Genomic DNA, 20,768 nt, shown 5'->3' on the forward strand with positions numbered 1-20,768 from the left:
CCGTGCACAGGTGCGTCCGAATCACCCGGTTACGTACCGTGGAGTGCGGGTTCGGCGAGGTCACCGACCGCCAGCAGGGCCAGCACGACCTCGTACAGGTCGGTGCCCGCGGCCAGGAGCTGGCGTTCCAGCACGGGTTCGGCGCTGCGGACGTGCTCGCGCACGGTCTGGGCGTGGACGCCCAGGTCCTGGGCCGCGCGCTCGGCGTTGCCGCCCGCGGCGATCCAGGCGCGCAGCGTGCCGCGCAGATCCCGTCCGTCCCCGGTCAGCCGTCCGAGCAGCTCATGGGCCCAGGTGCGCAGCACGGTCCCGGCGAGCAGGTCACCGATCCGGACGGCAGCCGGCCGCGGGTCCATGCCGTACGCGGCGCTCTCCGCGCAGCCGGCCTGGGTGTTCAGGGCGAGGTGGACGACGGCACGGACGGTGAGATCGGAGAAGTCGGTGTCCAGCAGGCCTTCGACCCGGTCCATGCGGGCGCGCACGGTGTTGCGGCTGACGCCGAGCACCTTGGCGGCGCTCACCGCGGTGAACTCCAGGCCCAGCCGGGTGGTGGCCAGCAGTTCGGCGCGGGTGTGGTGGGGCAGGGTGTCGAGGGGGCGCAGCAGGTCGGCGGACCAGGCGCACAGCGGGGCGAAGTCCATCAGCCGCTCCGGATGGGTCCGTTCGGCGTAGACGGCCGCCTGGTCCGGGTGGAAGTGGGCGACGGCGAGCGCGCTGATGGCCTGGCCGTAGGCGGTGGCGGTCTGGGCGAGGCTCTGCCGGGTGCTGCCGCCGAGGAAGATGCCGGGGCGGCCGCCGACGAACGAGCGCAGCCGCTCCCCCGCCGCGGCCACGGGGCTGACGACGATGACGTGCCCGTCCATGGCGGGACAGCGCACGACCAGTGCCTGACCGTCGGTCACGTCCAGGCATTCGTCGGCGAGGCGGTCCCGTTCCTCGGCGGTCCCCTCGACGACGTACACACTGGCCGTGTCGGTGTCGAGCAGTCCCGGCCACAGACCCGCGGCGACCCGGCGGGCGGAGACGGTGTCCTCCACCATCAGCAGTTGCAGGATCGCCAGCCGCAGATCGGCCGCGGCGCGCCTGAGCCGGTGGCCGGCGGCGGTCAGCTCACGGTCCCTGAGCAGCAGTTCGACGACCGCGGCGGTCCGGGTGACGATCTCGGCGGCGCGCCGGTCGAACGGGGCCTCGCGTGCCACGGCCAGCAGGCCCGTGGACGCCGGGCGCGGGCCGGGGTGCCGGACGGCGACCAGGCGCACGTGCCGGCCCGCGTCCTCGACGGCCGCGGAGGAGATCCGCCCGGTGACGACGCCGGTGACGAGTGCGTCGTCGAGCGTCATCCGCTCTCCGGCGAGCAGGGCACCGTCGGCGCCCTGGAGGCAGGCCGTTCCGCGCACGGCGTGTGCGAGCCAGGCGACGACCCGGCGCAGGTCGCGCCCGGTGGGGCGGAGATGATCGAGCAGTTCCTCGGCCCACAGGGCGTCCGTGTCGTACGGCGTCTGTGAGCGCGGGTCCTCGTCCGCTCTGCCATCCACGGCTGCCCTCTCCTCGTCCATCGCGTTGACCTCGGCATTCGGAGGTGGAGGTTACCCGACGGACGGTCGCGGGTCGCGGGGCTCCCGGGCGAGTGGGCAAAGGGCGAAGGAGCGGCTCCGCCGGTGGTCTCGGGGGAGGGACCGCCGGCGGAGCCGCGTGGCCCGGGGCCGGGGGAAGGTCCCCGAGCGACTCCCGGTTCGGGTTCCCCCGAACCGGCGGGTCACACAGGGGAGTTCGGGGCAGCACGTGATCGGCCGTGCCCGCCTCGCTCCGGATCGGGCACGGGTACCGGACCCCGCCTGCGTCGCGGGTGCCCGGTGACGGCATAAGCTCGGCGGATGGCGAAGTACTTCGACGTGCACCCCGAGAACCCGCAACCGCGCAGCATCGCCCAGATCGCCGACGCCGTGCGCTCGGGAGCGCTCATCGCATATCCGACCGACTCCTGCTACGCGCTGGGGTGCCAGCTCGGCAGCCGTGACGGCATCGATCGGATCCGTTCGATCCGCCGGCTCGACGACCGGCACCATTTCACCCTGATGTGCCGCGACTTTGCGCAGCTCGGCCAGTTCGTGCGCGTGGACAACGACGTGTTCCGGGCCGTCAAGGCATCGACCCCGGGCAGCTACACCTTCATCCTCCCGGCGACCAGGGAAGTGCCGCGCAAGCTGCTGCACCCCAAGAAGAAGACCGTCGGGGTGCGCATCCCCGACCACACGGTCACCCAGTCCCTCCTGGCCGAGCTCGGCGAACCGCTGCTGTCCAGCACGCTGCTGCTGCCGGACGAGGAGGAGCCGATGACGCAGGGGTGGGAGATCAAGGACCGGCTCGACCACGCGGTGGACGCGGTGGTGGACTCCGGGGACTGCGGCACCGAACCGACCACGGTCATCGACTTCTCCAGCGGCGAGGCGGAGATCGTCCGGCGGGGAGCGGGCGACACGGCACGCTTCGAGTGACCCGCGAGGGCCGGTGGGCCAAAAGCGGGAAGGGTGATCTTGCGTGACACCATGACCGCGTACCCGCCGCGTCACGGAGGTCCCCCTCCTAACGACGACTCCTCAGGGAGGCTCTTGCGCCATGACCGCCGTACAGGGAACCGCCGTGGACATCCCGACCGAGGACGGCACCGCCGACGCCTATCTGGCCCACCCCGGCGACGAACACCCCCGTCCGGCCGTCCTGTTCTACCAGGACGCCTACGGACTGCGCCCGTGCCTGAGGTCGATGGCCGACCGGCTCGCCGCGGCCGGCTACACGGTCCTGGTGCCGAACGTCTTCTACCGTCAGGGGCGGACACCGGTCGTCGAACTGCCCGAGTTCATCGACCCCGGCACCGACCCCGGCATCTGGCGGCGGATCGGCCCCCTTGTGCAGTCACTGACGCCCGATCTCGTCGCGCGGGACGCTGGCGCCTATCTGCGCTGGCTGGCCGACAGTCCGCTGGTCGCCGACGGCCCGGTCGCCGTGACGGGCTACTGCATGGGCGCCCGGCTGGCGCTGCTGACCGCCGGCACGCACCCGGACCGGGTCGCGGCCGCGGCCGGATTCCACGGCGGACGGCTCGCCACCGACACCCCGGACAGCCCGCACCTGGTCGCCGAACACATCACCGCCGAGCTGTACTTCGGCCACGCGGACCATGACCCGTCCCTGCCCGAGGAGCAGATCGAGCGGCTGGAGAACGCGCTCACCGCGGCGGGCGTACGGCATCGCTGCGAGGTCTACCCGGGTGCCCGGCACGGGTACACGCAGTCGGACACCCCGGCGTACGACCGCGAGGCCGACGAGCGGCACTGGGCGGCGCTGCTCGATCTGCTGGACCGCACCTTCTGACCTGCTGGACCGCACCTTCTGAACCGGGCCGTGCGGTGCCCGCCGTGCGACGGGCGCCGCACGGACTCCGTCCAACTCATTGACATGCACGCGCCCCGGCGCAACTCTGAGAGCGCTCTCAAACTGGTCCGGACCAATATCCGCACCACCCCGACCCCACACGGAGGTGGAGAGTGCTCGCAAGACTCACCCGTTCCGCGCTGCCCTGTGCGGCGGCGGCGACCCTGGTCGGCGCGCTGCTCGCGCTGGCCACGCCCGAACCGGCCGGTGCCGCCGTGCCGGACACGATCCCCCTGAAGGTGACCAACAACTCCGGCCGCGGTGAAGCGGTCTACATCTACGATCTCGGCACCCAGCTGTCGACGGGACGGCAGGGCTGGGCGGACGCGAACGGCACGTTCCACGCCTGGCCCGCGGGCGGCAATCCGCCGACACCCGCGCCCGACGCCGCCATTCCCGGGCCCGCCGCCGGGCAGTCGAAGACGATCCGGATCCCGAAGTTCTCCGGCCGGATCTACTTCTCCTACGGCCGAAAGCTCGACTTCCGGCTCACCACCGGCGGGTTGGTGCAGCCGGCTGTGCAGAATCCGAGCGACCCCAACCGTGACATCCTCTTCAACTGGTCGGAGTACACCCTGGGCGACTCCGGGCTGTGGCTCAACAGCACCCAGGTCGACATGTTCTCTGCGCCCTACGCGGTCGGGGTGCAGCGCTCCGACGGCAGCGTGAGCAGTACCGGGCACCTCAAGCCGGGTGGCTACAACGGGTTCTTCAACGCGCTGCGCGGACAGCCGGGCGGCTGGGCCAACCTGATCCAGACGCGGTCCGACGGGACCGTCCTGCGGGCGCTCTCACCGCTGTACGGGGTGGAGACCGGGGCCCTTCCGGCGAACGTCATGGCCGACTACGTCAACCGGGTCTGGCAGAAGTACGCCACGACGACGCTCACCGTCACGCCGTTCACGGACCAGCCGAACACCAAGTACTACGGGCGGGTGTCGGGGAACGTCATGAACTTCACCAACTCCTCGGGAGCGGTCGTCACCAGCTTCCAGAAGCCGGACGCCGACAGCATCTTCGGCTGCCACAAGCTGCTGGACGCCCCCAACGACGCCGTGCGCGGACCCATCTCCCGTACGCTGTGCGCCGGTTTCAACCGGTCGACGCTGCTGGTCAACCCCAACCAGCCGGACACCTCGGCGGCGAACTTCTACCAGGACGCCGTGACCAACCACTACGCGCGCAAGATCCACGCGCAGATGACGGACGGCAAGGCGTACGCCTTCGCCTTCGACGACGTCGGGAACCACGAGTCGCTGGTGCACGACGGAAACCCGCAGCAGGCGTATCTGACGCTGGATCCGCTGGGCTGACATGGTGCGGTCCCGCACCCGGAGGGCATCCGGGGTGCGGGACCGCGTCGTTGCGAAATCAGCTGGTCGTCAGGGCGGTGTCGTCCACGACGAAGCTGGTCTGGAGCGAGGAGTCCTCGACTCCGTTGAACTTCAGCGTGACCGTCGAGCCCGCCAGCGAGGACAGGTCGAAGGACTTCTGGCTGTAGCCGGAGGCCGCGTTGAGGTTCGAGTAGGTCGCCAGGGTCTTCGAACCGGCGGTCACCGTCAGCTTGTCGTACTGAGTGCTGCTGGTGGTCTCCGAGGTGTCGATGTGCAGGTAGAAGGTCAGGGTCGCCTTGCAGCCCGCGGGGATCGTCACCGACTGGGACAGGGTGTCGGTGTGCGAGGTGCCGTACCCGTCCAGCCAGGCCTTGTAGGAACCGCTGTGGGACGCCTCACCGCTGGCGGTGGTGATGACCCCGCTGGTCGCCGTCCAGCCCGTGCTGCCCGACTCGAAGCCCGGGTTGCTGAGCAGCTGCGTCGACGAGCAGCCGCCGCCGGTGGAGCTGACGGTCCAGCCGAAGGTCGCGGTGCCGGTCGCGCCGGTGGAGTCGCTCACCGTGACCGTGGTGCTGGAGCTGCCCGCGGTGGTGGGCGTGCCGGAGATCAGACCGGTCGAGCTGTTGATCGACAGACCGGCCGGCAGACCGGAGGCACTGTAGGTGAGCGCACCGCTGTTGGTGCTGCTCGCCTGGATCTGCAGGCTGACCGCCGTGCCGACGGTGGCGGTCTGGCTGCCCGGGTTGGTCACCGTCACGCCGCTGCTGGGCGGATTGATGTGGCTGCCGACGTTGATGCCGGCGAAGGCGTTGCCCACGCCCGCGTACTGGGTCGAGTTGGTGCCGTACAGGGCCGCCGCCGCGTTGAGGGCCGCCGTGCGGGCACCGGCGTAGTCGGTGCTCGACGTCATGTACGTCGTCAGCGCCTTGTACCAGATCTGCAGGGCCGCGGCCCGGCCGATCCCGGTGACGGCGACGCCGTCCGAGGTCGGGCTGTTGTAGGTCACACCGTTGATGACCTTGGTGCCGCTGCCCTCGGAGAGCAGGTAGAACATGTGGTTCGCGGGGCCCGAGGAGTAGTGCACGTCGAGGTTGCCGACACCGGAGTACCAGCTGTCGGCGGAACCGCCGTCCTTGCTGGGCTTGTCCATGTAGCGCAGCGGCGAGCCGTCGCCGTTGATGTCGATCTTCTCGCCGATGAGGTAGTCGCCCACGTCGGAGGAGTTGTTGGCGTAGAACTCCACACCGGTGCCGAAGATGTCCGAGGTCGCCTCGTTCAGGCCGCCGGACTCACCGCTGTACTCCAGGCCCGCGGTGTTGGAGGTGACGCCGTGGCTCATCTCGTGGCCGGCCACGTCCAGCGAGGTCAGGGCGTGGGTGTTGCTCGTGCCGTCGCCGTAGGTCATGCAGAAGCAGCTGTCGTCCCAGAACGCGTTGACGTACGAGCTGCCGTAGTGGACGCGCGAGTAGGCGGCGACGCCGTCGTTCTTGATGCCGCTGCGACCGAAGGTGTTCTTGTAGAAGTCCCAGGTCTCCTGGGCTCCGTAGGCCGCGTCGGCGCCGGCGGTCTGGGTGTTGGAGCCGGTCCCGTCGCCCCAGACGTCGTCCGAGTCGGTGAACAGGGTGCCGGTGCCGGAGGTGCCCCGGTTGAGGTTGTACGTCTTGTGGCCGCCGCGCGTGGTGTCGTACAGCTGGTACGTCGAACCGGAGAGCGTGGTGGTCAGCGAGACCGTGCCGCTGTACTGGGTGTTGCCGGTGCCGGTCTTGATCGCCTGGTAGCGGTACAGCTCCTTGCCGCTGGTGGCGTCGGTGATGACGTGCAGCTGGCTGGGCGTGCCGTCGTCCTGGAAGCCGCCGATCACCGTCTCCCAGGCGAGCTTCGGGGTGCCGTTGCCGGCCCAGATGACCTTGCGTGCGCTGTCGGTCGAGGGCTTCTCGGCGTCAAGTGCCCTGGCCGTCTTGAGCGCCTTGGTCTCGGCGGCCGCCTTGGTGAAGGCCGCGGTGGTGGACGCGACCTTGATGGCGTGCTTGTTGTTGAAGGTGGTGCTGACCGTGCCGGCGGCCAGGGAGGCCGGCGGGGTGTGCACGACGAGGTCGCCGCCGAGGACGGGGAGCCCGGCGTAGGTGCGCTCGTAACGGGTGTGCACGGTGCCGTCGTTGTCCTTGGCGACGTCCCGGACGACCAGCTTCTCCTTGGCGCCGAGACCGATGGTGCGGGCGGTCGTGGCGGTCTTCTGCCGGGCGCTCTTGATCAGTGCCTTGTGCTGGGCCGGACTGAGCTTGGCCTCGAGACCGCCCGTGCGCAGCGGGCTGGGGTGGGGGGCGGCGGGCTTGGCGCTCGCCGGGACGGACTGGATGCCGACGGCAAGGAAGGCCGCGGTCGAGACCAGGGCGGCTCCGACCGCGGAACGTCTGTGGGGAAGGCGTCTCACTCGAATTCCTCCTGCTGCGGCCGCCGGGTCGCGGCCGGTGACAGACCGGACAGACGGGGTGTGCTGTCCGGGACGAGCTCAGTCGTGCGGGAGCGTGGTCCGTGAACAGACCGGGGAGGAACGGTGTGGGGGGTCACAGGGAGAATCGCAGCTTTGACTCGTCCATGTCAGTACGGCCGGTGACATTCAAGGGTTTTCCCTATGACGGCCCGCCCGACGGATCCACCCGACGGATCCACCCGGCGACTCAGGGGCCTCGGCAGTGACACGGTCAACAGACCTGCGTAGGCGAGCCGTTGGTGGGCTTCGTACCGGACGTTGCTACGGTTCACGCCGTGTCTGACTCCTCACGCGATACCGCAGAAGGCGCCGGCTGGGGCACCGCCGAACGGGGCGCCTACAAGCAGCTGATGCCGGACCATGTCGAGAAGCTGTCGTGGCTCAGCCCGAAGACGCTGTGGGCCGCCCGCAACGGGGTGGTGGCGTCCTGGTTCGGAGACCCGACGGGCCGCACCCGCAGCCGCTGGGCGGCGCAGCACACGGCCGCCGGCGCCGCCGCCGACAAAGTGGTCCGGCGGAACGATCCGGACCGCTTCTCCTTCATGGTCATCGGTGACACCGGCGAGGGCGACGACTCCCAATACGCCGTCGTGCCAGGCTTTCTGAAGGCAAGTCAGGACACGTCGTTCGCGGTGATCGCGAGCGACGTGATCTATCCGGTCGGCGCCACCGACGACTACGGCACGAAGTTCTTCCGCCCCTACCGGGACTACCCGGCACCGATCTACGCGATACCCGGCAACCACGACTGGTACGAGGACCTCGGCGCGTTCATGCGCGTCTTCTGCGACGACGCCCCGCCCCTCGCCCCCGAGCCCGCTCCCCGCCCGCTCACCCGCGCCTGGTGGCGTGCCCTGCTGTGGCACAGGCCCCGTCCGACGGACGAACAACGCCTCACCGAAGCACGGAAGTTGCGCTCGGCTCCGGCCCAACAGGCCGTACAGCCGGGCCCGTACTGGGCCATCGACGCCGGACCGGTGCGGATCATAGGCATCGACACCGGTCTGCTGGGCACGATCGACGCCGAACAGGGCGCCTGGCTCCGCGAGGTGTCACAGGGTTCCCGCCCGAAGATCCTCGTCACCGGGTCCCCGCTGTACGTGGACGGCGAGCACCACCCCTGCGCCATCGAGGGCGGCGGCACCGTCGACGACATCGTCCGCGACCCGGCTCACCACTATGTCGCGGCGATAGGCGGCGACATCCACAACTACCAGCGCTATCCGGTCGACGTGGACGGCCGCACCATCCAGTACGTGGTCTCGGGCGGGGGCGGAGCCTTCATGCACGCCACCCACACCATCCCGCGCGTGCAGATCGCGAACGTCACCGAGGACGACTTCCGCTGCTACCCGCTGCGCGGCGACTCCCTCGCCTTCTACAGCCGGCTGTACGGCCGGCGGCTGCGCCTGCGCCGCTTCTTCACCCTCACGGAGGCCGAGGCCACGGCCGTCATCGCCGAGCGGCTCGGCATCAGGCCCGGCCGCGCCCCGGGCCCGAACACCCGCGTCACCCGGCGCACCCGGCTGATCGCGAGCCTCCTGGGAGCCGGCGGCCGCCCCGACCGCACCTCCCGGTTCCGGCTTCCCGTGCGGAAGATCTACACGCAGCTCTTCTCGCCGGGCTCGGCGACATACAGCCCGCCGTTCTTCAAGTGTTTCCTGCGTCTGGACGTCACCCCGGAGGCGGTCCGGCTGCGCTGCTTCGCCGCGACCGGCAACCGCGCGCAGGAGCTCGACCCGCCGGTCGAGGACGAGATCACCATCCCGTTGGTCTGATCACACGGGCGCACTGTTCACCTGTCCGAGATCGGCGCGCCGGGCGGCGGCCCGGCGTCGGTCACCAGCGGCCCGGCTCGGTGCCGGTGATCGCCTCCGACAGTCTGCCGTCCACGCCGACGGGCACCTCGCCGGTGAGCATCACCCGGTGCATGGTCCGGGGGAAGCCGAGGTGGGCGTTGTCGCTGGGAGCCAGATGGATGGTGGCCCGGTTGTCCCAGAAGGCGACGCTGCCGGGCTCCCAGCGGAAACGGACCGTGTACTCGGGCCTGACCGCCTGCTCCAGCAGCAACTCCAGGAGCGCCGCGCTCTCCGGCCGGGACACCTCGGCGATCTGCTCGACGTAGTAGCCGTTGACGAACAGCACGCGCTCCCCCGTCTCCGGATGCACCCGCACCAGCGGGTGGACGGAGGCGACCTGATGGTCCAGCAGATGCCGCAGATACGCGTCGTCACCGGGCCGCGGCTGATAGCCGACGCCGAGCCGGTGTTCGGCCCGCAGCCCGTCGACGAACGCCCGCACCGGGGCCGACAGCCCGGCGTACGCGGCGGCCAGATTGGACCAGGTGGTGTCGCCGCCGTACGGCGGGACGGTCTCGGCGCGCAGGATCGTCGCGGCCGGCGGGTCGACACGGGCTCCGTGGTCGCAGTGCCAGCCGCGCAGCAGTGTGTGCCGACGCCGGCGCAGCCACTCGTCGTGCTCCATGCCGAACCGTCCGCCCAGCTCCAGCCGGTCGGCCGTGGTCTCCACCTCGGGGAAGTCCGGCGGGGAGGCGCTGCCGCGCCGTCCGGGCACGACCGGTTCGCCGAACCGGCGCGCGAACGCCACATGGGTGGCATGGTCGAGTTTCTGGTCGCGGAAGAAGACCACCTTCCGGCGCAGCACCGCCGCCCGGATCCGAGCGACCACCGCGTCGTCGAGCTCCTCCGCGAGGTCGACCCCGGTGATCTCGGCTCCGATGTGGCCGGCGACCGGCTTCACCTCGATCCCCGCGCCCCGCTGTGCCGTGCCCCTGTCCGTCGTCATGCACGCTCCGATCCGGTGCCGTCGTCGGCCGGGCCGCTCCGTTCTGCGGTTGATCACCGCTCACCCTATCCGTGACGCTGGGTGTACGACACAGCCGAGGGAAGGTCCCGCCTTGATCAGCATTCCGGCGCACCGGCTCGACGACGGTACGACGATCCCCGCCATCGGCCTGGGCACCTGGCCCCTGAACGACACGCAGGCGGAAGGGGCCGTACGCGGTGCGCTCGGGCTCGGTTACCGGCTCGTCGACACCGCGGCCAACTACCGCAACGAGGCCGGTGTCGGCCGGGGGATCGCGAGCAGCGGAGTGCCCCGTGAGGAGATCGTGGTGACCACGAAGCTGCCGGGCCGCCATCACGGCTACGAGGAGACCCTGGCGTCGTTCGAGGAGTCCCGTCGGCTGCTGGGCCTGGAGTACGTCGATCTGTATCTGATCCACTGGCCGCTCCCCCGCGTCGGCAGATACGTGGACTCGTGGAAGGCGATGATCAGGTTGCGCGAGGAGGGGCTCGTGCGGTCGATCGGCGTCTCCAACTTCACGCCGGAGCACATCGAGCGCCTGGAGCGGGAGACGGGTGTCCTGCCGTCCGTCAACCAGGTGGAGCTGCACCCGCTGTTCCCGCAGGACGAGCTGCGGGTCTTCCACGCGGGCAAGGGCATCCTGACCGAGAGCTGGAGCCCGCTGGGCCGGGGCAGTCTGCTGCCGGCCGATCCCACGGTCGTCGCCGTGGCCGAGGCGCTCGGGGTGACCCCCGCGCAGGTGGTGCTGCGCTGGCACGTCCAGCTGGGCGCCCTCCCCATCCCCAAGTCGGCCGATCCCGGCCGGCAGCGCGAGAACCTCGACGTGTTCGGCTTCGAACTGGGCCCCGCCCAGATGGCGGCAATCTCCGCCCACGCCCGAACACGGCTCGGCGGGGACCCCGAGGTGCACGAGGAGTTCTGACCTACGGCTCCTCGACCCGCTCCTGGGCGGTGTCACGGCCGGGTCCGGGCGCGGTGAGGCTGCCGAGGATGTCCAGTAGTTCGGCGTTGCGGGTGCCCGGCTCGGCGTGGAAGACGACCAGGGTCAGGCCGTCGGTGCCGTCCATGGACAGCTTGTCGGAGTGCAGGTCGAGGTCGCCGACCTGCGGGTGGGTCAGATGGCTGACCCGGCCGCGCCGGGGCCGCACATCGTGCCGGGCCCACAGGAGACGGAAGCGCTCGCTGCGCACGGACAGGTCTCCGACCAGGTCCCGCAGCCGCGGGTCGTCCGCGTCCGGCCCGGCGTGGGCCCGCAGGGTGGCCACGCCCTCCTCGGTGAGGTCCGCCCAGTCACGGCGCAGCTCCCGCTCGGCCGGGTCGAGGAACACGGCCCGCAGCAGGTTCACACCGGGCCGGTAGTTGGGGCTCAGCGCCCGGGCCAGGGTGTTGGCGGCCAGGCAGTCGGTGTAGCGGTTCTGGACATAGGCGGGGTTGCGCGTCCAGCCGTCGATGAGCCGGCGGATGCTGACGGGCACCTGCTCCCGCGTGCGCGCCGGGCGCGTCCGGCGGGCGGGGTGCCGTATGCCGCCGGGCCGCTCCCGCGCCAGGCCGACGAGGTAGGCGGTGGCGTCCTCGTCCAGCCGCAGCACACGCGCGACGGCCTCCAGCACCTGGACGGACGGGTTGCGGTCGCGGCCCTGCTCCAGTCTCAGGTAGTAGTCGGAGCTGATGCCGGAGAGCATCGCGACCTCCTCGCGGCGCAGTCCCGGCACCCGGCGCAGACCGCCCCCGGGCAGCCCCACGTCCTGCGGCCGGACCAGCGCCCTGCGGGCCCGGAGGAACTCCCCCAGCGCGTTCGTTCCGTCCATGCCACCACCGTACGGCCGCGCCCGGCCCGGTGACCGGCCCTGTCACTCCCAGGAACGCGGGGGCACTGCCGACGCCCGCGGGACCGGCGCAGGGTGGAGGTCGAGGGCGGGCCGCGGGATCGCCGGGCCGCCGGAAACGGACAGCACGAGAGGTACGACATGTCTGCGACGCTCGGCGGAACCTTCACCCCGGCCGACGGTCTGGCCCTCACCCGTACGGGCTACGGCGCCATGCAGCTCGCCGGACCGCATGTCTTCGGTCCGCCCGGGGACCGGGACCGGGCCGTCGCGGTGCTCCGCGAGGCGGTGGCGGCGGGCATCACGCACATCGACACCGCCGACTTCTACGGACCCGTGGTGGTCAACGAGATCATCAAGGAGGCCCTGCACCCCTACCCCGAGGGCCTGCACATCGTCACCAAGGTCGGGGCGCGCCGTGCTGCCGACGGCGGCTGGATCATGTCCCGGCACCCCGAGGATCTGAAGGCGCAGGTCCACGACAATCTGCGGCACCTGGGCCTGGAGACCCTGGACGTGGTCAATCTGCGTCTCGGTGACATGGACACCCCGAACGAGGACTCGATCGCCGACCAGTTCGGCGCCCTGGCCGAGCTGCGCCGGCAGGGCCTGATCCGCCACCTCGGGCTCAGCGCCGCCTCCGCCGGGCAGCTCGACGAGGCGCTGTCCATCGCGCCCGTGGTCACCGTGCAGAACCTGTACAACCTGGCCGACCGGCAGGACGAAGCCCTTGTCGAGCGCACGGCGGCCGAGAACATCGCCTTCGTGCCGTACTTCCCGCTGGGCGGCTTCACCCCGCTGCAGTCCGGGACACTGACCGACGTCGCCTCCCGGCTGGACGCCTCGCCGCAACAGGTCGCGCTGGCCTGGCTGCTGCACCGCTCACCGAACATCGCCCTGATCCCCGGCACATACTCGCCCGAGCACCTGCGCGAGAACATCGCCGCGGCCGGCCTGACCCTGCCCGCCGACGCGATCACCGAACTGGACGGCATCACCAAGTGACCGACGGGCAACTCATTTCCTGAACACGCGGATTGACGGGTTCCGCCCCCAACTGCCCTACTGGGCCTTTATGTTCACGGCGGTGCTCGATCGTCGTCCGTCGTCTCAGGAGGCTGCTCGTCATGCGCAACGCGCTCCGTACCGCCCTCACCGCGGTCGTGGCCGCCGGAACCCTGTTCACCTGCGATACCGCACAGGCCACCCCGGCCGGACCGGGGGTCACCGCCCGGCTGATCAGCCAGGCCACCGTCGACAACACCGACTACATCCTGCGGGAGATCACGATCCCGGCCGGGCAGGCCACCGGATGGCACTACCACGACGGGCCGTTGTACGGCTGGGTGAAGCAGGGCACCCTCAGTCACTTCGACTCGACCTGCGCCCAGGACGGCCTGTATCCGGCGGGCAGCGCCATCCGGGAGCCGGCCGGGCCGGGGAACGTACACATCGGCCGCAACCTCGGTGACACCCCGGTCGTGCTCGATGTGCTGTACGTCCTGCCGCACGGCGCGCCGTTCTCCGAGGACGCCCCGAACCCGGGCTGCCCCTTCCAGTGATCACCTCTCGGGAAGCGGCTGCTCGGCCCAGATGGTCTTGCCGCTGCCCGTCTGCCGGCTGCCCCAGCGCTGGGTGAGCTGCGCGACGAGCAGCAGCCCACGGCCTCCTTCGTCGAAGGCGTGCGCCCGGCGCAGATGCGGCGAGGTGGAACTGCCGTCGGAGACCTCGCAGATGAGCGCGCGGTCGCGGATCAGCCGCAGCTGAATGGGCGGTACGCCGTAGCGGATGGCGTTGGTGACCAGTTCGCTGACGACGAGTTCGGTGACGAAAGCGGCCTCGTCCAGCCCCCATACGGCCAGTTGCTCGATGGCCGCCTGGCGGGTGGTGGCCACGCGCGCGGGGTCGGGCGGCACGTCCCAGGTGGCCACCCGGTCCGCGCCGAGCGCCCGGGTGCGGGCGAGCAGCAGGGCCACGTCGTCGCCGGGCTGCTCCGGCAGGACGGCCTTCAGCACGTTGTCCCCGAGGGCCTCCAGCGAATCGGCGGGCGCCGTCAGGGCACGCAGCATCTCGTCCATCGCCCGGTCGAGGTCACGGTCGCGGCCCTCGACGAGGCCGTCCGTGTAGAGGGCGACGACCGCTCCCTCGGGCACTTCCAGTTCCGTCGCCTCGAACGGCAGGCCGCCCACGCCGAGCGGTGGTCCGGCCGACATGTCGACGAGTTCGGCGGTGCCGCCCGGCAGGACGAGGGCCGGGGCCGGGTGGCCGGCGGCGGCCAGGCCGAGTCGGCGCGAGACGGGGTCGTAGACGGCGTACAGACAGGTGGCCCCCAGCTCGGCGGCCTCCGCACCGCCGTCCCCGGCGGCGAGGTGCGTGACCAGGTCGTCCAGGTGGGTGAGGAGTTCGTCCGGAGGCAGGTCCACGTCCGCGAGCGTCCGCACCGCCGTCCGCAGCCGCCCCATGGTCGCCGACGACTGGATACCGTGCCCCACCACGTCGCCCACGACCAGGGCGACCCGGCTGCCGGACAGCGGGATCACGTCGAACCAGTCACCGCCGATGCCGGCCAGCGACCCGCTCGGCAGATAGCGGTGGGTCACGTCGACCGCCGCCTGGCCGGGCAGTCCCTGCGGCAGCAGGCTGTGCTGCAGGGCCAGCGCGGTGGTCCGCTCCTTGGCGAAGCGGTGCGCGTTGTCGATGCAGACGGCGGCGCGGCTGGCCAGTTCCTCGGCGAACACGGCGTCGTCGGCGACATAGTCGTCCGGGTGTGCCCTGCGCACGCACACCGCGACCCCGAGGGTGGTGCCGCGGGCCCGCAGCGGCACCGCGATCATGGAGTGGACGCCCCGGCGGTAGGCGCGGCCGGCGGGCGCGAGCGCATTGCGCTCCTCCAGCCACTGGACGAACTCCGGCTCCCCGGCCTGGCTGAGCACGGCCCGGCCCTCGCGCAGCGCTCGTGCCGGCGGCGAGGAGGGCTGGTAGACGTTCACATCGCCGAGGTGCACCGCCGCGCCCGGGTTTCCCTCGGTGGTGGAACCGTGGGCCACGCGCCGCAGGAGGACGTCCTCGCCCGCGATCATCGGCAGCTCGTCCGCCCCGAGGACCCAGTCGAGCAGGTCCACGCTGGCGAAGTCGGCGTATCTCGGCACCAGGAGTTCCACGACTTCCTCGGCGGTGCGCACCACGTCCAGGGTGGTGCCGACGGCGGTCGCCGCGTCGTTGAGCAGGGCCAGCCGCCGCCGGGCCCAGTACTGGTCGGTGCTGTCGAACGCGGCCAGGGCGACCGCGGTCAGCTCACCGGCGGAGTCCCTCAGGGGCCACATCTCGATGCTCCAGGCGTGGTCCCGGTGCAGGGTGGGCGCGCCGGTGAAGCTCTCGTAGCGGACCGGTCTGCCCGTCTCCACGACCTGGCGCAGATGGCTCAGGAAGCCCTGGTTTTGCTCGGTGTCCTTGAGGCTCTCCAGGCAGGCCCGGCCGACCAGCGTCTCCTCCGGAACACCCATCAGCCGGCAGGCCGCGTCGTTGAGCCGCAGATAGCGCTGGCTGGTGTCGAAGACGGACATCGACATGGACGCCTGCTGGAAGACCTGTCCGGCCAGGGTGGGCTCGGCTCCGCCGGGCCGGTGGGCGATGACCACGTGTCCCAGGGACGTGCTGTCCGGGCCGAGCACGGGGCAGGTGGTCAGCGTGAGCTCGACGCGATGGCCGTCCCGGTGGCGCAGGGCGACGACGCCGGTGCGCGCGGCGACGGTGTCCGTCGGCACCTCACCGTCGAGCAGGGCGGTGGCCGGCCGCCCCACGACCTCTTCCGCCGGGTGGCCCGTCAGCAGCCGCGCGCCCTCGCTCCACCCCTGCACGATGCCGTGGGCATCGATGATCGCCGCGGCCGCGACATGCTCCATATGCCCCAGGATGATCCCATTGGCTCGGGGCATCAAGCGCGCGGCGGCCCGCCTCAGCCCCGATGACCGCGCAGTACGGCCAGCGCACGGTCGGCGTGGGTGTTCATGCGCAGTTCGCTGCGGACGACCTCCAGGACCGTGCGGTCCTGGGCGATGACGAAGGTGACCCGCTTGGTGGGCGCGATGGAGAAACCGCGCTTCACGCCGAAGAGCTCACGGACCGATCCGTCGGTGTCGGACAGCAGCGGCATGCCGAGGGTGTGGCGTCCGGCGAACTCCTGCTGGCGCTCGACGGTGTCGCCGCTGATCCCGACGGGCCGCGCGCCGACGGCGGCGAATTCGGCCGCCAGGTCGCGGAAGTGGCAGGCCTCGGCGGTGCAGCCGGCGGTCAGGGCGGCGGGGTAGAAGAACAGCACGACGGGTCCGTCGGCGAGCAGCTCCGACAGTCTCCTCGGCGTGCCGGTCTCGTCCGGCAGCGCGAAGTCCTCGACCTTGTCACCTACGTCGACACGCTCGCTCATGACCGGCCCTCCCCGCTCCGGGCGACACCGCGGGCCCACAGCACCAGGGGCACCTGGAGCGGCAGCCGCGCGACGGCGGCCGCCTTCAGCGGTGCTGGGCGGTGCCGCCAGTCCACGGCCATCTTCACGTTCGCGGGGAACACCCCGACGAAGAAGGCGGCCGCGGCCCGCGCGGCCACCGGCCGGGTCCGCCGCGTCACCAGGCCCGCGGCGAGGGCCAGCTCCACGGCCCCGCTCGCGTACGTCCAGGTGCGGGCCGAGCCCGGCAGCATCTTCGGAATCGTCGCGTCGAACTGCCGGGGAGCGGCGAAGTGGGCGACCCCTGCCGTGGCCAGTAGACCGGCCAGCAGCAGGGGTGAGCGTTCGGACCGGGGCACGGTTCCTCCTCTGACGACCTGTCGCCGGATATTACTCGACGGTAGGCCGCAGTGGATCGCCCGGGATCAAGTCGGGGCCATGAAGGCCGGGGCTACTCCATGAAGAAGGTCGCGTCCGCCTTGTCGAGCGCGGTGCTGATCGTCTGGACGTAGAGCAGATTGTTGTAGTGGCGGATGTAGCGGCCCGGGTAGTTGTACGACTCCAGGGAGACGCCGGCCGTCGCGTCGGCGAGGCCGGAGCGCCGCTGGAAGGAGGCGTCGCTCCGGAAGGTGGCGGTGCCGTCGTTCTTCTCGACCCAGACCTCGAAGTTCCTGTGGCGCAGGTAGTAGCCGGGGTAGTTCGTCGACTCCAGGGAGATCGTGCCACTGCCCGCGAGGCCGGTGACGACCCGGAACTGGGAGTCGGCGAGGTTGGTGACGTTCGCCTCGATCTTCGCGCGGAAGTCCCAGTGGCGGATGTAGCGGTCCGGGTAGTTGTACGAGGAGAGACGGACCGGGGTGACGCCGTCGGCCACCGGGATGCCGAAGTCGGGGGTGCCGTCGGCTTTCCAGTAGACCTTCTGCAGCCGGGTGCGGCGGTTGGGGTCGTTGAGCGGGTCGCCGGTGATGTCCTTGTAGTTGCGGTCGTGGTAGACGAGGATGTCGGACTTTCCGTCCTCGGAGACCGTGAACGAGTTGTGGCCGGGCCCGTACTGCGAGGTCGCGGCGTTGGTCTTGAAGACCGGCTGGGGGCTCTTGCTCCAGGAGGAGGCGCTGAGCAGATCACCGGAGGCGGACGCGGTGAGCATGCCCAGGCAGTAGTTGGCGTCGGTGGCGCTCGCCGAATAGGTCAGGAAGACCTTGCCGCCGTGCTGGATGACCGCGGGACCCTCGTTGACCTTGTAGCCGACGGTCTCCCAGTACAGGGTGGGCTGCGAGATCTCCACCGGAGTGCCGCTGATGGTCCAGGGGTTGGCCATCCTGGCGATGAAGAGGCTGGTGTTGTTGTCCTCGGCGGGATTGTGCTGGGCCCAGGCGAGATACCGGACCCCGTTCACGACGAACGTGGTGGCGTCGAGCGAGAAGCTCTCCCACTGCGTCGTGATCTGGCCCTTCTCGGTCCAGGTGCCGGTCAGCGGGTTGGCCGCGCTCGTCTCCAGGACGTACATGCGGATCGCCCACACGTCGCTGGTGGAGCCTGCGGCGAAGTAGACGTACCACTTGCCGTCGATGTAGTGGATCTCGGGCGCCCAGATGTGCGCGCCCATGACTCCGCTCGCGTGCTTGGTCCAGATGGTGGTCTCGGGGGCGGTGGCGAGGCCCTGGAGGGTGGTGGCCCGGCGCAGCACGACGCGGTCGTACTCGGGCACGGTCGCGGTGAAGTAGTAGTAGCCGTCGGTGTGCTTGAAGATGTGCGGGTCGGCGCGCTGTTCGGCGAGGGGGTTGGTGAAGGTCACGGCGGGTGAGGCGGGGGCGGCGTGCGCGGGGGTGGCGGTGACGAGCAGGGCGAGTGCGGCGAGGAGGGCTGTCAGCACCCGTCCGACGAGGCCTTTCACGGCGATCGGTCTTCCTCTCTGTTCTGTCGGTGGAGCTCGGTCAGGTGGTGGGCGTCGGGCGCCACTGCCGGCAGGTGTTGTTCAGCCAGGTCCACTGGCGTACGTCGATGCCGTCGGCGGTTCCGCAGTTGGCGACGTCGGCGACCTTGCCGCTGTTGGCGTTGACGATCCGGACGTAGTCGCTGCCCGTGTAAATGAGGCGGAACTTCTGGCAGTTGTTGCCCAGCCACGACCACTGCCGGAGGTCGGCTCCGTCGGCGGTGGAACAGTCCGCGGTGTCCAGGACCTTGCCGGTGGCGACGTTGACGAGACGGCTGGTGTCGCTGCCCTGGTCCTCGATGCGCCACTTCTGGTTGGCACCGCCGTTGCACGTCCACTGCAGGACGTTGGTGCCGTCCGCGGTGTTGCCGCCCGCGACGTCCAGGCACTTGCCGCTGTTGCGGTTCACCAGCGTGTACGCCGTCGGGGTCGCGGCGCTCTCCCCGGCGGGGCCGGCCAGCGTCGTCCCGGTGGCCACGGGGGTGCCGAAGTTCGGCGTGCCGTCGGCGTTCCAGGTGAACTTCTGGGCCCGGGTGGTGCGGGCGTTGCCGCAGCCGCCGCTCGCCGAACTGTTGGCGTGGTAGACGATCCAGCTCTCACTGCCGTCCGGCGAGGTGAAGAAGCCGTTGTGCCCGGGGCCGTACACGCCCTTCGCGTCGTCCCGCTGGAAGACCGGGGACTGCGACTTCGTCCAGGCGGCGGGGTTCAGCGGGTCGCTGCCGGTGAGTTCCAGCAGGCCCAGCTTGTAGTCGGCGGTCTGGCAGTAGCCGGCGGAGAACGTCAGGAAGGTCCGGCCGTTGTGGTACAGCGGCTCGGGGCCCTCGTTGACCGGGGCCCCGGAAGTCACCCAGCTCAGTGTGGGCCGGGAGATGATCGTGAAGGTGGAGCTGCCGAGGGTGCAGGGATTGCTCAACGGCGCGATGACCAGGCTCTGTGCGCTGCCGCCGACGGAGCCGCTGCCGACCAGGTACAGCTTGCCGCCGTACTCCAGCACGCTGGGGTCGATGAGCCAGCCGCCGGGAGTGAGGTTGGAGCCGGAGAGCGTGTTCTTGTAGGTGTACGGCCCCATGGGGTCGGAGCCCGCGCTCTCCAGCACATGCGTGCGCTGGGTGTCGCAGCAGGCGGCACCGGCCTGCCCGGCCACGTAGTACAGGTACCAGTGGCCGTTGAAGTAGTGGAACTCCGGCGCCCACATGTTGGCGTTGCGCCCGGCGGTGGAGTCGGCCCACACCTGCACGCTCGGGGCGGTGGCCAGCCCGGCGAGCGTCGGGGACTTCCGCATGGTGAGCTCGCCGGTGAAGGTCGTGTTGATCAGGTAGTAGTTGCCGTTGTAGGACTCCAGCCAGGGGTCGGCGCCCTTCTGCGCCTTGACCGGGTTGGTGTACCGGCGGCCCTCGGCCGCGGCTGCGGGCTGCGCGGTCACGAGCGAGGCGAGCACGGCGAGCAGTGCCGCTCCGAGCACGAGCCAGTGGCGGGTGCGGAACACGGTCGGTAGTCCCTTCCGGCGGCCTCATGTCCGAGACGTACGAGATATGAGATGTTCGGTATTTCGAACTGCGTACGGAACTTCGACCAGAAGGTAAGGGTGTGGCAATAACACGTCAATGGGTCGGGCGAGTTGAGTTGAGATTGCCGGCCGCGGGCCGGGCCGGGCCCGATGCCACCGAATCACGGGTACCGTGCGACGGCCTGACGGGCCGGCCTGCCCGGCCAGTTGGCGCGGACGACGAAGGACACCGTGATCAGCAGCGCCCAGGAGACCCACTTCGACATCGACACCGGCTCCCAGCCGTGGAGTTGGTAGGGATACCGCCAGGCACCGAGGTACGTGGCCACGTTCTCCGCCAGCCACAGGAAGAAGCCGGCCAGCGCGAAGGACAGGGCCAGCGGCATGCGGTGGCGCCGCTCGCCGACCGTGAAGTACATCCAGGTGCCCCAGGTCGCGCACAGCAGCAGACCACCGAGGACCCAGCGCAGGTCAGGCAGCCAGTGGTGCGTGAGGAAGTTGACGTACAGAAAGGCGGCCACCACGGCGGTGACCCGGGCCCGATAGCCGGTGAACGACAGCTCCAGCAGCCGCCAGGTCCGGCAGCCGTAACTGCCGACGGCCGCGTACATGAACCCGCCGTACAGCGGCACACCGGCCACCTTGGTCAGTGCGGGCTCGGGATAGCTCCATGCACCCACATGCACCTTGACCAGCTCGAAGACGAGCCCGAGAGCATGGCATACGGCGACGACCGCGAGATCCCGGCGGGTCTCCCAGCCCAGCAGACGGCACACGACCGTGAGCAGCACGCCGTAGGCGAGAAGGAGGTCGTAGCGCGCGACGGGGAGCGGCGGCAGCATCCGGACTGCCGCCATACCGCCGAACAGCGCGACCGCGAAGGCACAGCAGCGGGCCTGCACCCAGCCGAACAGAGCGATCTGGCGGACGAGCATCCCGGCCTGCTGCTTGATCTTGTGCATGCCAGGAAGACGACTG

17 protein-coding genes are annotated in these 20,768 nt (G+C 70.6%); 7 read left to right on the forward strand and 10 right to left on the reverse strand.

Going from position 1 to position 20,768, the window contains the following annotated elements; all coding sequences use genetic code 11:
* Positions 1 to 29: 29 nt before the first annotated feature.
* Positions 30 to 1,535: a helix-turn-helix domain-containing protein gene (locus ACZ4EG_RS28240; RefSeq protein ID WP_453555908.1), complete on the reverse strand. Its 1,506-nt coding sequence runs from the start codon at positions 1,533 to 1,535 to the stop codon at positions 30 to 32.
* 339 nt (positions 1,536 to 1,874) lie between these two features.
* Between ACZ4EG_RS28240 and ACZ4EG_RS28245 the strand changes: the two genes are divergently transcribed.
* The 3 genes from ACZ4EG_RS28245 to ACZ4EG_RS28255 all read left to right on the forward strand — a co-directional run bounded on the left by ACZ4EG_RS28245 (position 1,875) and on the right by ACZ4EG_RS28255 (position 4,745).
* Positions 1,875 to 2,495 (forward strand): L-threonylcarbamoyladenylate synthase, encoded by a 621-nt coding sequence (locus ACZ4EG_RS28245; protein ID WP_390709646.1) that lies wholly within the window; start codon positions 1,875 to 1,877, stop codon positions 2,493 to 2,495.
* 121 nt (positions 2,496 to 2,616) lie between these two features.
* Complete coding sequence (locus tag ACZ4EG_RS28250; protein ID WP_467792577.1) at positions 2,617 to 3,372, forward strand: dienelactone hydrolase family protein; 756 nt, start codon at positions 2,617 to 2,619, stop codon at positions 3,370 to 3,372.
* 173 nt (positions 3,373 to 3,545) lie between these two features.
* Complete coding sequence (locus tag ACZ4EG_RS28255; protein WP_467792578.1) at positions 3,546 to 4,745, forward strand: glycoside hydrolase family 64 protein; 1,200 nt, start codon at positions 3,546 to 3,548, stop codon at positions 4,743 to 4,745.
* Positions 4,746 to 4,803: 58 nt separating this feature from the next.
* Here ACZ4EG_RS28255 and ACZ4EG_RS28260 read toward each other — a convergent pair whose 3' ends face one another.
* Positions 4,804 to 7,197, reverse strand: a complete 2,394-nt coding sequence (locus ACZ4EG_RS28260) for a M4 family metallopeptidase (protein ID WP_467792579.1) — start codon at positions 7,195 to 7,197, stop codon at positions 4,804 to 4,806.
* 335 nt (positions 7,198 to 7,532) lie between these two features.
* Between ACZ4EG_RS28260 and ACZ4EG_RS28265 the strand changes: the two genes are divergently transcribed.
* Positions 7,533 to 9,035, forward strand: a complete 1,503-nt coding sequence (locus ACZ4EG_RS28265) for a metallophosphoesterase family protein (RefSeq protein WP_467792580.1) — start codon at positions 7,533 to 7,535, stop codon at positions 9,033 to 9,035.
* A 61-nt stretch (positions 9,036 to 9,096) separates the two neighbouring features.
* Here ACZ4EG_RS28265 and ACZ4EG_RS28270 read toward each other — a convergent pair whose 3' ends face one another.
* Complete coding sequence (locus tag ACZ4EG_RS28270; protein WP_467792581.1) at positions 9,097 to 10,062, reverse strand: TauD/TfdA dioxygenase family protein; 966 nt, start codon at positions 10,060 to 10,062, stop codon at positions 9,097 to 9,099.
* A gap of 112 nt (positions 10,063 to 10,174) precedes the next feature.
* Between ACZ4EG_RS28270 and ACZ4EG_RS28275 the strand changes: the two genes are divergently transcribed.
* The gene (locus tag ACZ4EG_RS28275; RefSeq protein WP_467792582.1) at positions 10,175 to 11,005 is read left to right on the forward strand and encodes an aldo/keto reductase; all 831 of its coding nucleotides are present in this window, start codon (positions 10,175 to 10,177) and stop codon (positions 11,003 to 11,005) included.
* 1 nt (position 11,006) lies between these two features.
* Here the strand turns inward: ACZ4EG_RS28275 and ACZ4EG_RS28280 are convergent, their stop codons facing one another.
* Positions 11,007 to 11,891 carry a helix-turn-helix domain-containing protein gene (locus tag ACZ4EG_RS28280; RefSeq protein ID WP_467792583.1) on the reverse strand — a complete coding sequence of 295 codons (885 nt, stop codon included), beginning with the start codon at positions 11,889 to 11,891 and terminating at the stop codon, positions 11,007 to 11,009.
* Between the two features lie 159 nt (positions 11,892 to 12,050).
* Between ACZ4EG_RS28280 and ACZ4EG_RS28285 the strand changes: the two genes are divergently transcribed.
* Both ACZ4EG_RS28285 and ACZ4EG_RS28290 read left to right on the forward strand, forming a co-directional pair.
* Positions 12,051 to 12,914: an oxidoreductase gene (locus ACZ4EG_RS28285; RefSeq protein WP_467792584.1), complete on the forward strand. Its 864-nt coding sequence runs from the start codon at positions 12,051 to 12,053 to the stop codon at positions 12,912 to 12,914.
* A 122-nt stretch (positions 12,915 to 13,036) separates the two neighbouring features.
* Positions 13,037 to 13,471: a cupin domain-containing protein gene (locus tag ACZ4EG_RS28290; RefSeq protein WP_467792585.1), complete on the forward strand. Its 435-nt coding sequence runs from the start codon at positions 13,037 to 13,039 to the stop codon at positions 13,469 to 13,471.
* Here the strand turns inward: ACZ4EG_RS28290 and ACZ4EG_RS28295 are convergent, their stop codons facing one another.
* The 6 genes from ACZ4EG_RS28295 to ACZ4EG_RS28320 all read right to left on the reverse strand — a co-directional run bounded on the left by ACZ4EG_RS28295 (position 13,472) and on the right by ACZ4EG_RS28320 (position 20,752).
* Positions 13,472 to 15,811: an ATP-binding SpoIIE family protein phosphatase gene (locus ACZ4EG_RS28295; protein ID WP_467792586.1), complete on the reverse strand. Its 2,340-nt coding sequence runs from the start codon at positions 15,809 to 15,811 to the stop codon at positions 13,472 to 13,474.
* 53 nt (positions 15,812 to 15,864) lie between these two features.
* On the reverse strand, positions 15,865 to 16,332 hold the full coding sequence (locus ACZ4EG_RS28300) for a peroxiredoxin (protein WP_363295550.1): 468 nt from the start codon (positions 16,330 to 16,332) through the stop codon (positions 15,865 to 15,867).
* Positions 16,329 to 16,709 (reverse strand): DoxX family protein, encoded by a 381-nt coding sequence (locus ACZ4EG_RS28305; RefSeq protein ID WP_390709657.1) that lies wholly within the window; start codon positions 16,707 to 16,709, stop codon positions 16,329 to 16,331. Before ACZ4EG_RS28305 ends, ACZ4EG_RS28300 begins: the two co-directional genes overlap by 4 nt.
* A 92-nt stretch (positions 16,710 to 16,801) precedes the next feature.
* Entirely contained in the window at positions 16,802 to 18,244 is a 1,443-nt protein-coding gene (locus ACZ4EG_RS28310; RefSeq protein ID WP_467792587.1) for a family 43 glycosylhydrolase, read from the reverse strand.
* Positions 18,245 to 18,284: 40 nt separating this feature from the next.
* On the reverse strand, positions 18,285 to 19,769 hold the full coding sequence (locus ACZ4EG_RS28315; protein ID WP_467792588.1) for a family 43 glycosylhydrolase: 1,485 nt from the start codon (positions 19,767 to 19,769) through the stop codon (positions 18,285 to 18,287).
* 182 nt (positions 19,770 to 19,951) lie between these two features.
* Complete coding sequence (locus ACZ4EG_RS28320) at positions 19,952 to 20,752, reverse strand: DUF817 domain-containing protein (RefSeq protein ID WP_453555935.1); 801 nt, start codon at positions 20,750 to 20,752, stop codon at positions 19,952 to 19,954.
* Positions 20,753 to 20,768: the final 16 nt, after the last annotated feature.

Source organism: Streptomyces sp. NPDC025638 (assembly GCF_055558775.1).

Coding starts and splice junctions, on each gene's coding strand:
- ACZ4EG_RS28290 (WP_467792585.1), top strand. CDS start 13,037: ATGCGCAACGCGCTCCGTACCGCCCTCACCGCGGTCGTGGCCGCCGGA.
- ACZ4EG_RS28295 (WP_467792586.1), bottom strand. CDS start 15,811: ATGGAGCATGTCGCGGCCGCGGCGATCATCGATGCCCACGGCATCGTG.
- ACZ4EG_RS28250 (WP_467792577.1), top strand. CDS start 2,617: ATGACCGCCGTACAGGGAACCGCCGTGGACATCCCGACCGAGGACGGC.
- ACZ4EG_RS28320 (WP_453555935.1), bottom strand. CDS start 20,752: ATGCACAAGATCAAGCAGCAGGCCGGGATGCTCGTCCGCCAGATCGCT.
- ACZ4EG_RS28245 (WP_390709646.1), top strand. CDS start 1,875: ATGGCGAAGTACTTCGACGTGCACCCCGAGAACCCGCAACCGCGCAGC.
- ACZ4EG_RS28280 (WP_467792583.1), bottom strand. CDS start 11,891: ATGGACGGAACGAACGCGCTGGGGGAGTTCCTCCGGGCCCGCAGGGCG.
- ACZ4EG_RS28270 (WP_467792581.1), bottom strand. CDS start 10,062: ATGACGACGGACAGGGGCACGGCACAGCGGGGCGCGGGGATCGAGGTG.
- ACZ4EG_RS28285 (WP_467792584.1), top strand. CDS start 12,051: ATGTCTGCGACGCTCGGCGGAACCTTCACCCCGGCCGACGGTCTGGCC.
- ACZ4EG_RS28300 (WP_363295550.1), bottom strand. CDS start 16,332: ATGAGCGAGCGTGTCGACGTAGGTGACAAGGTCGAGGACTTCGCGCTG.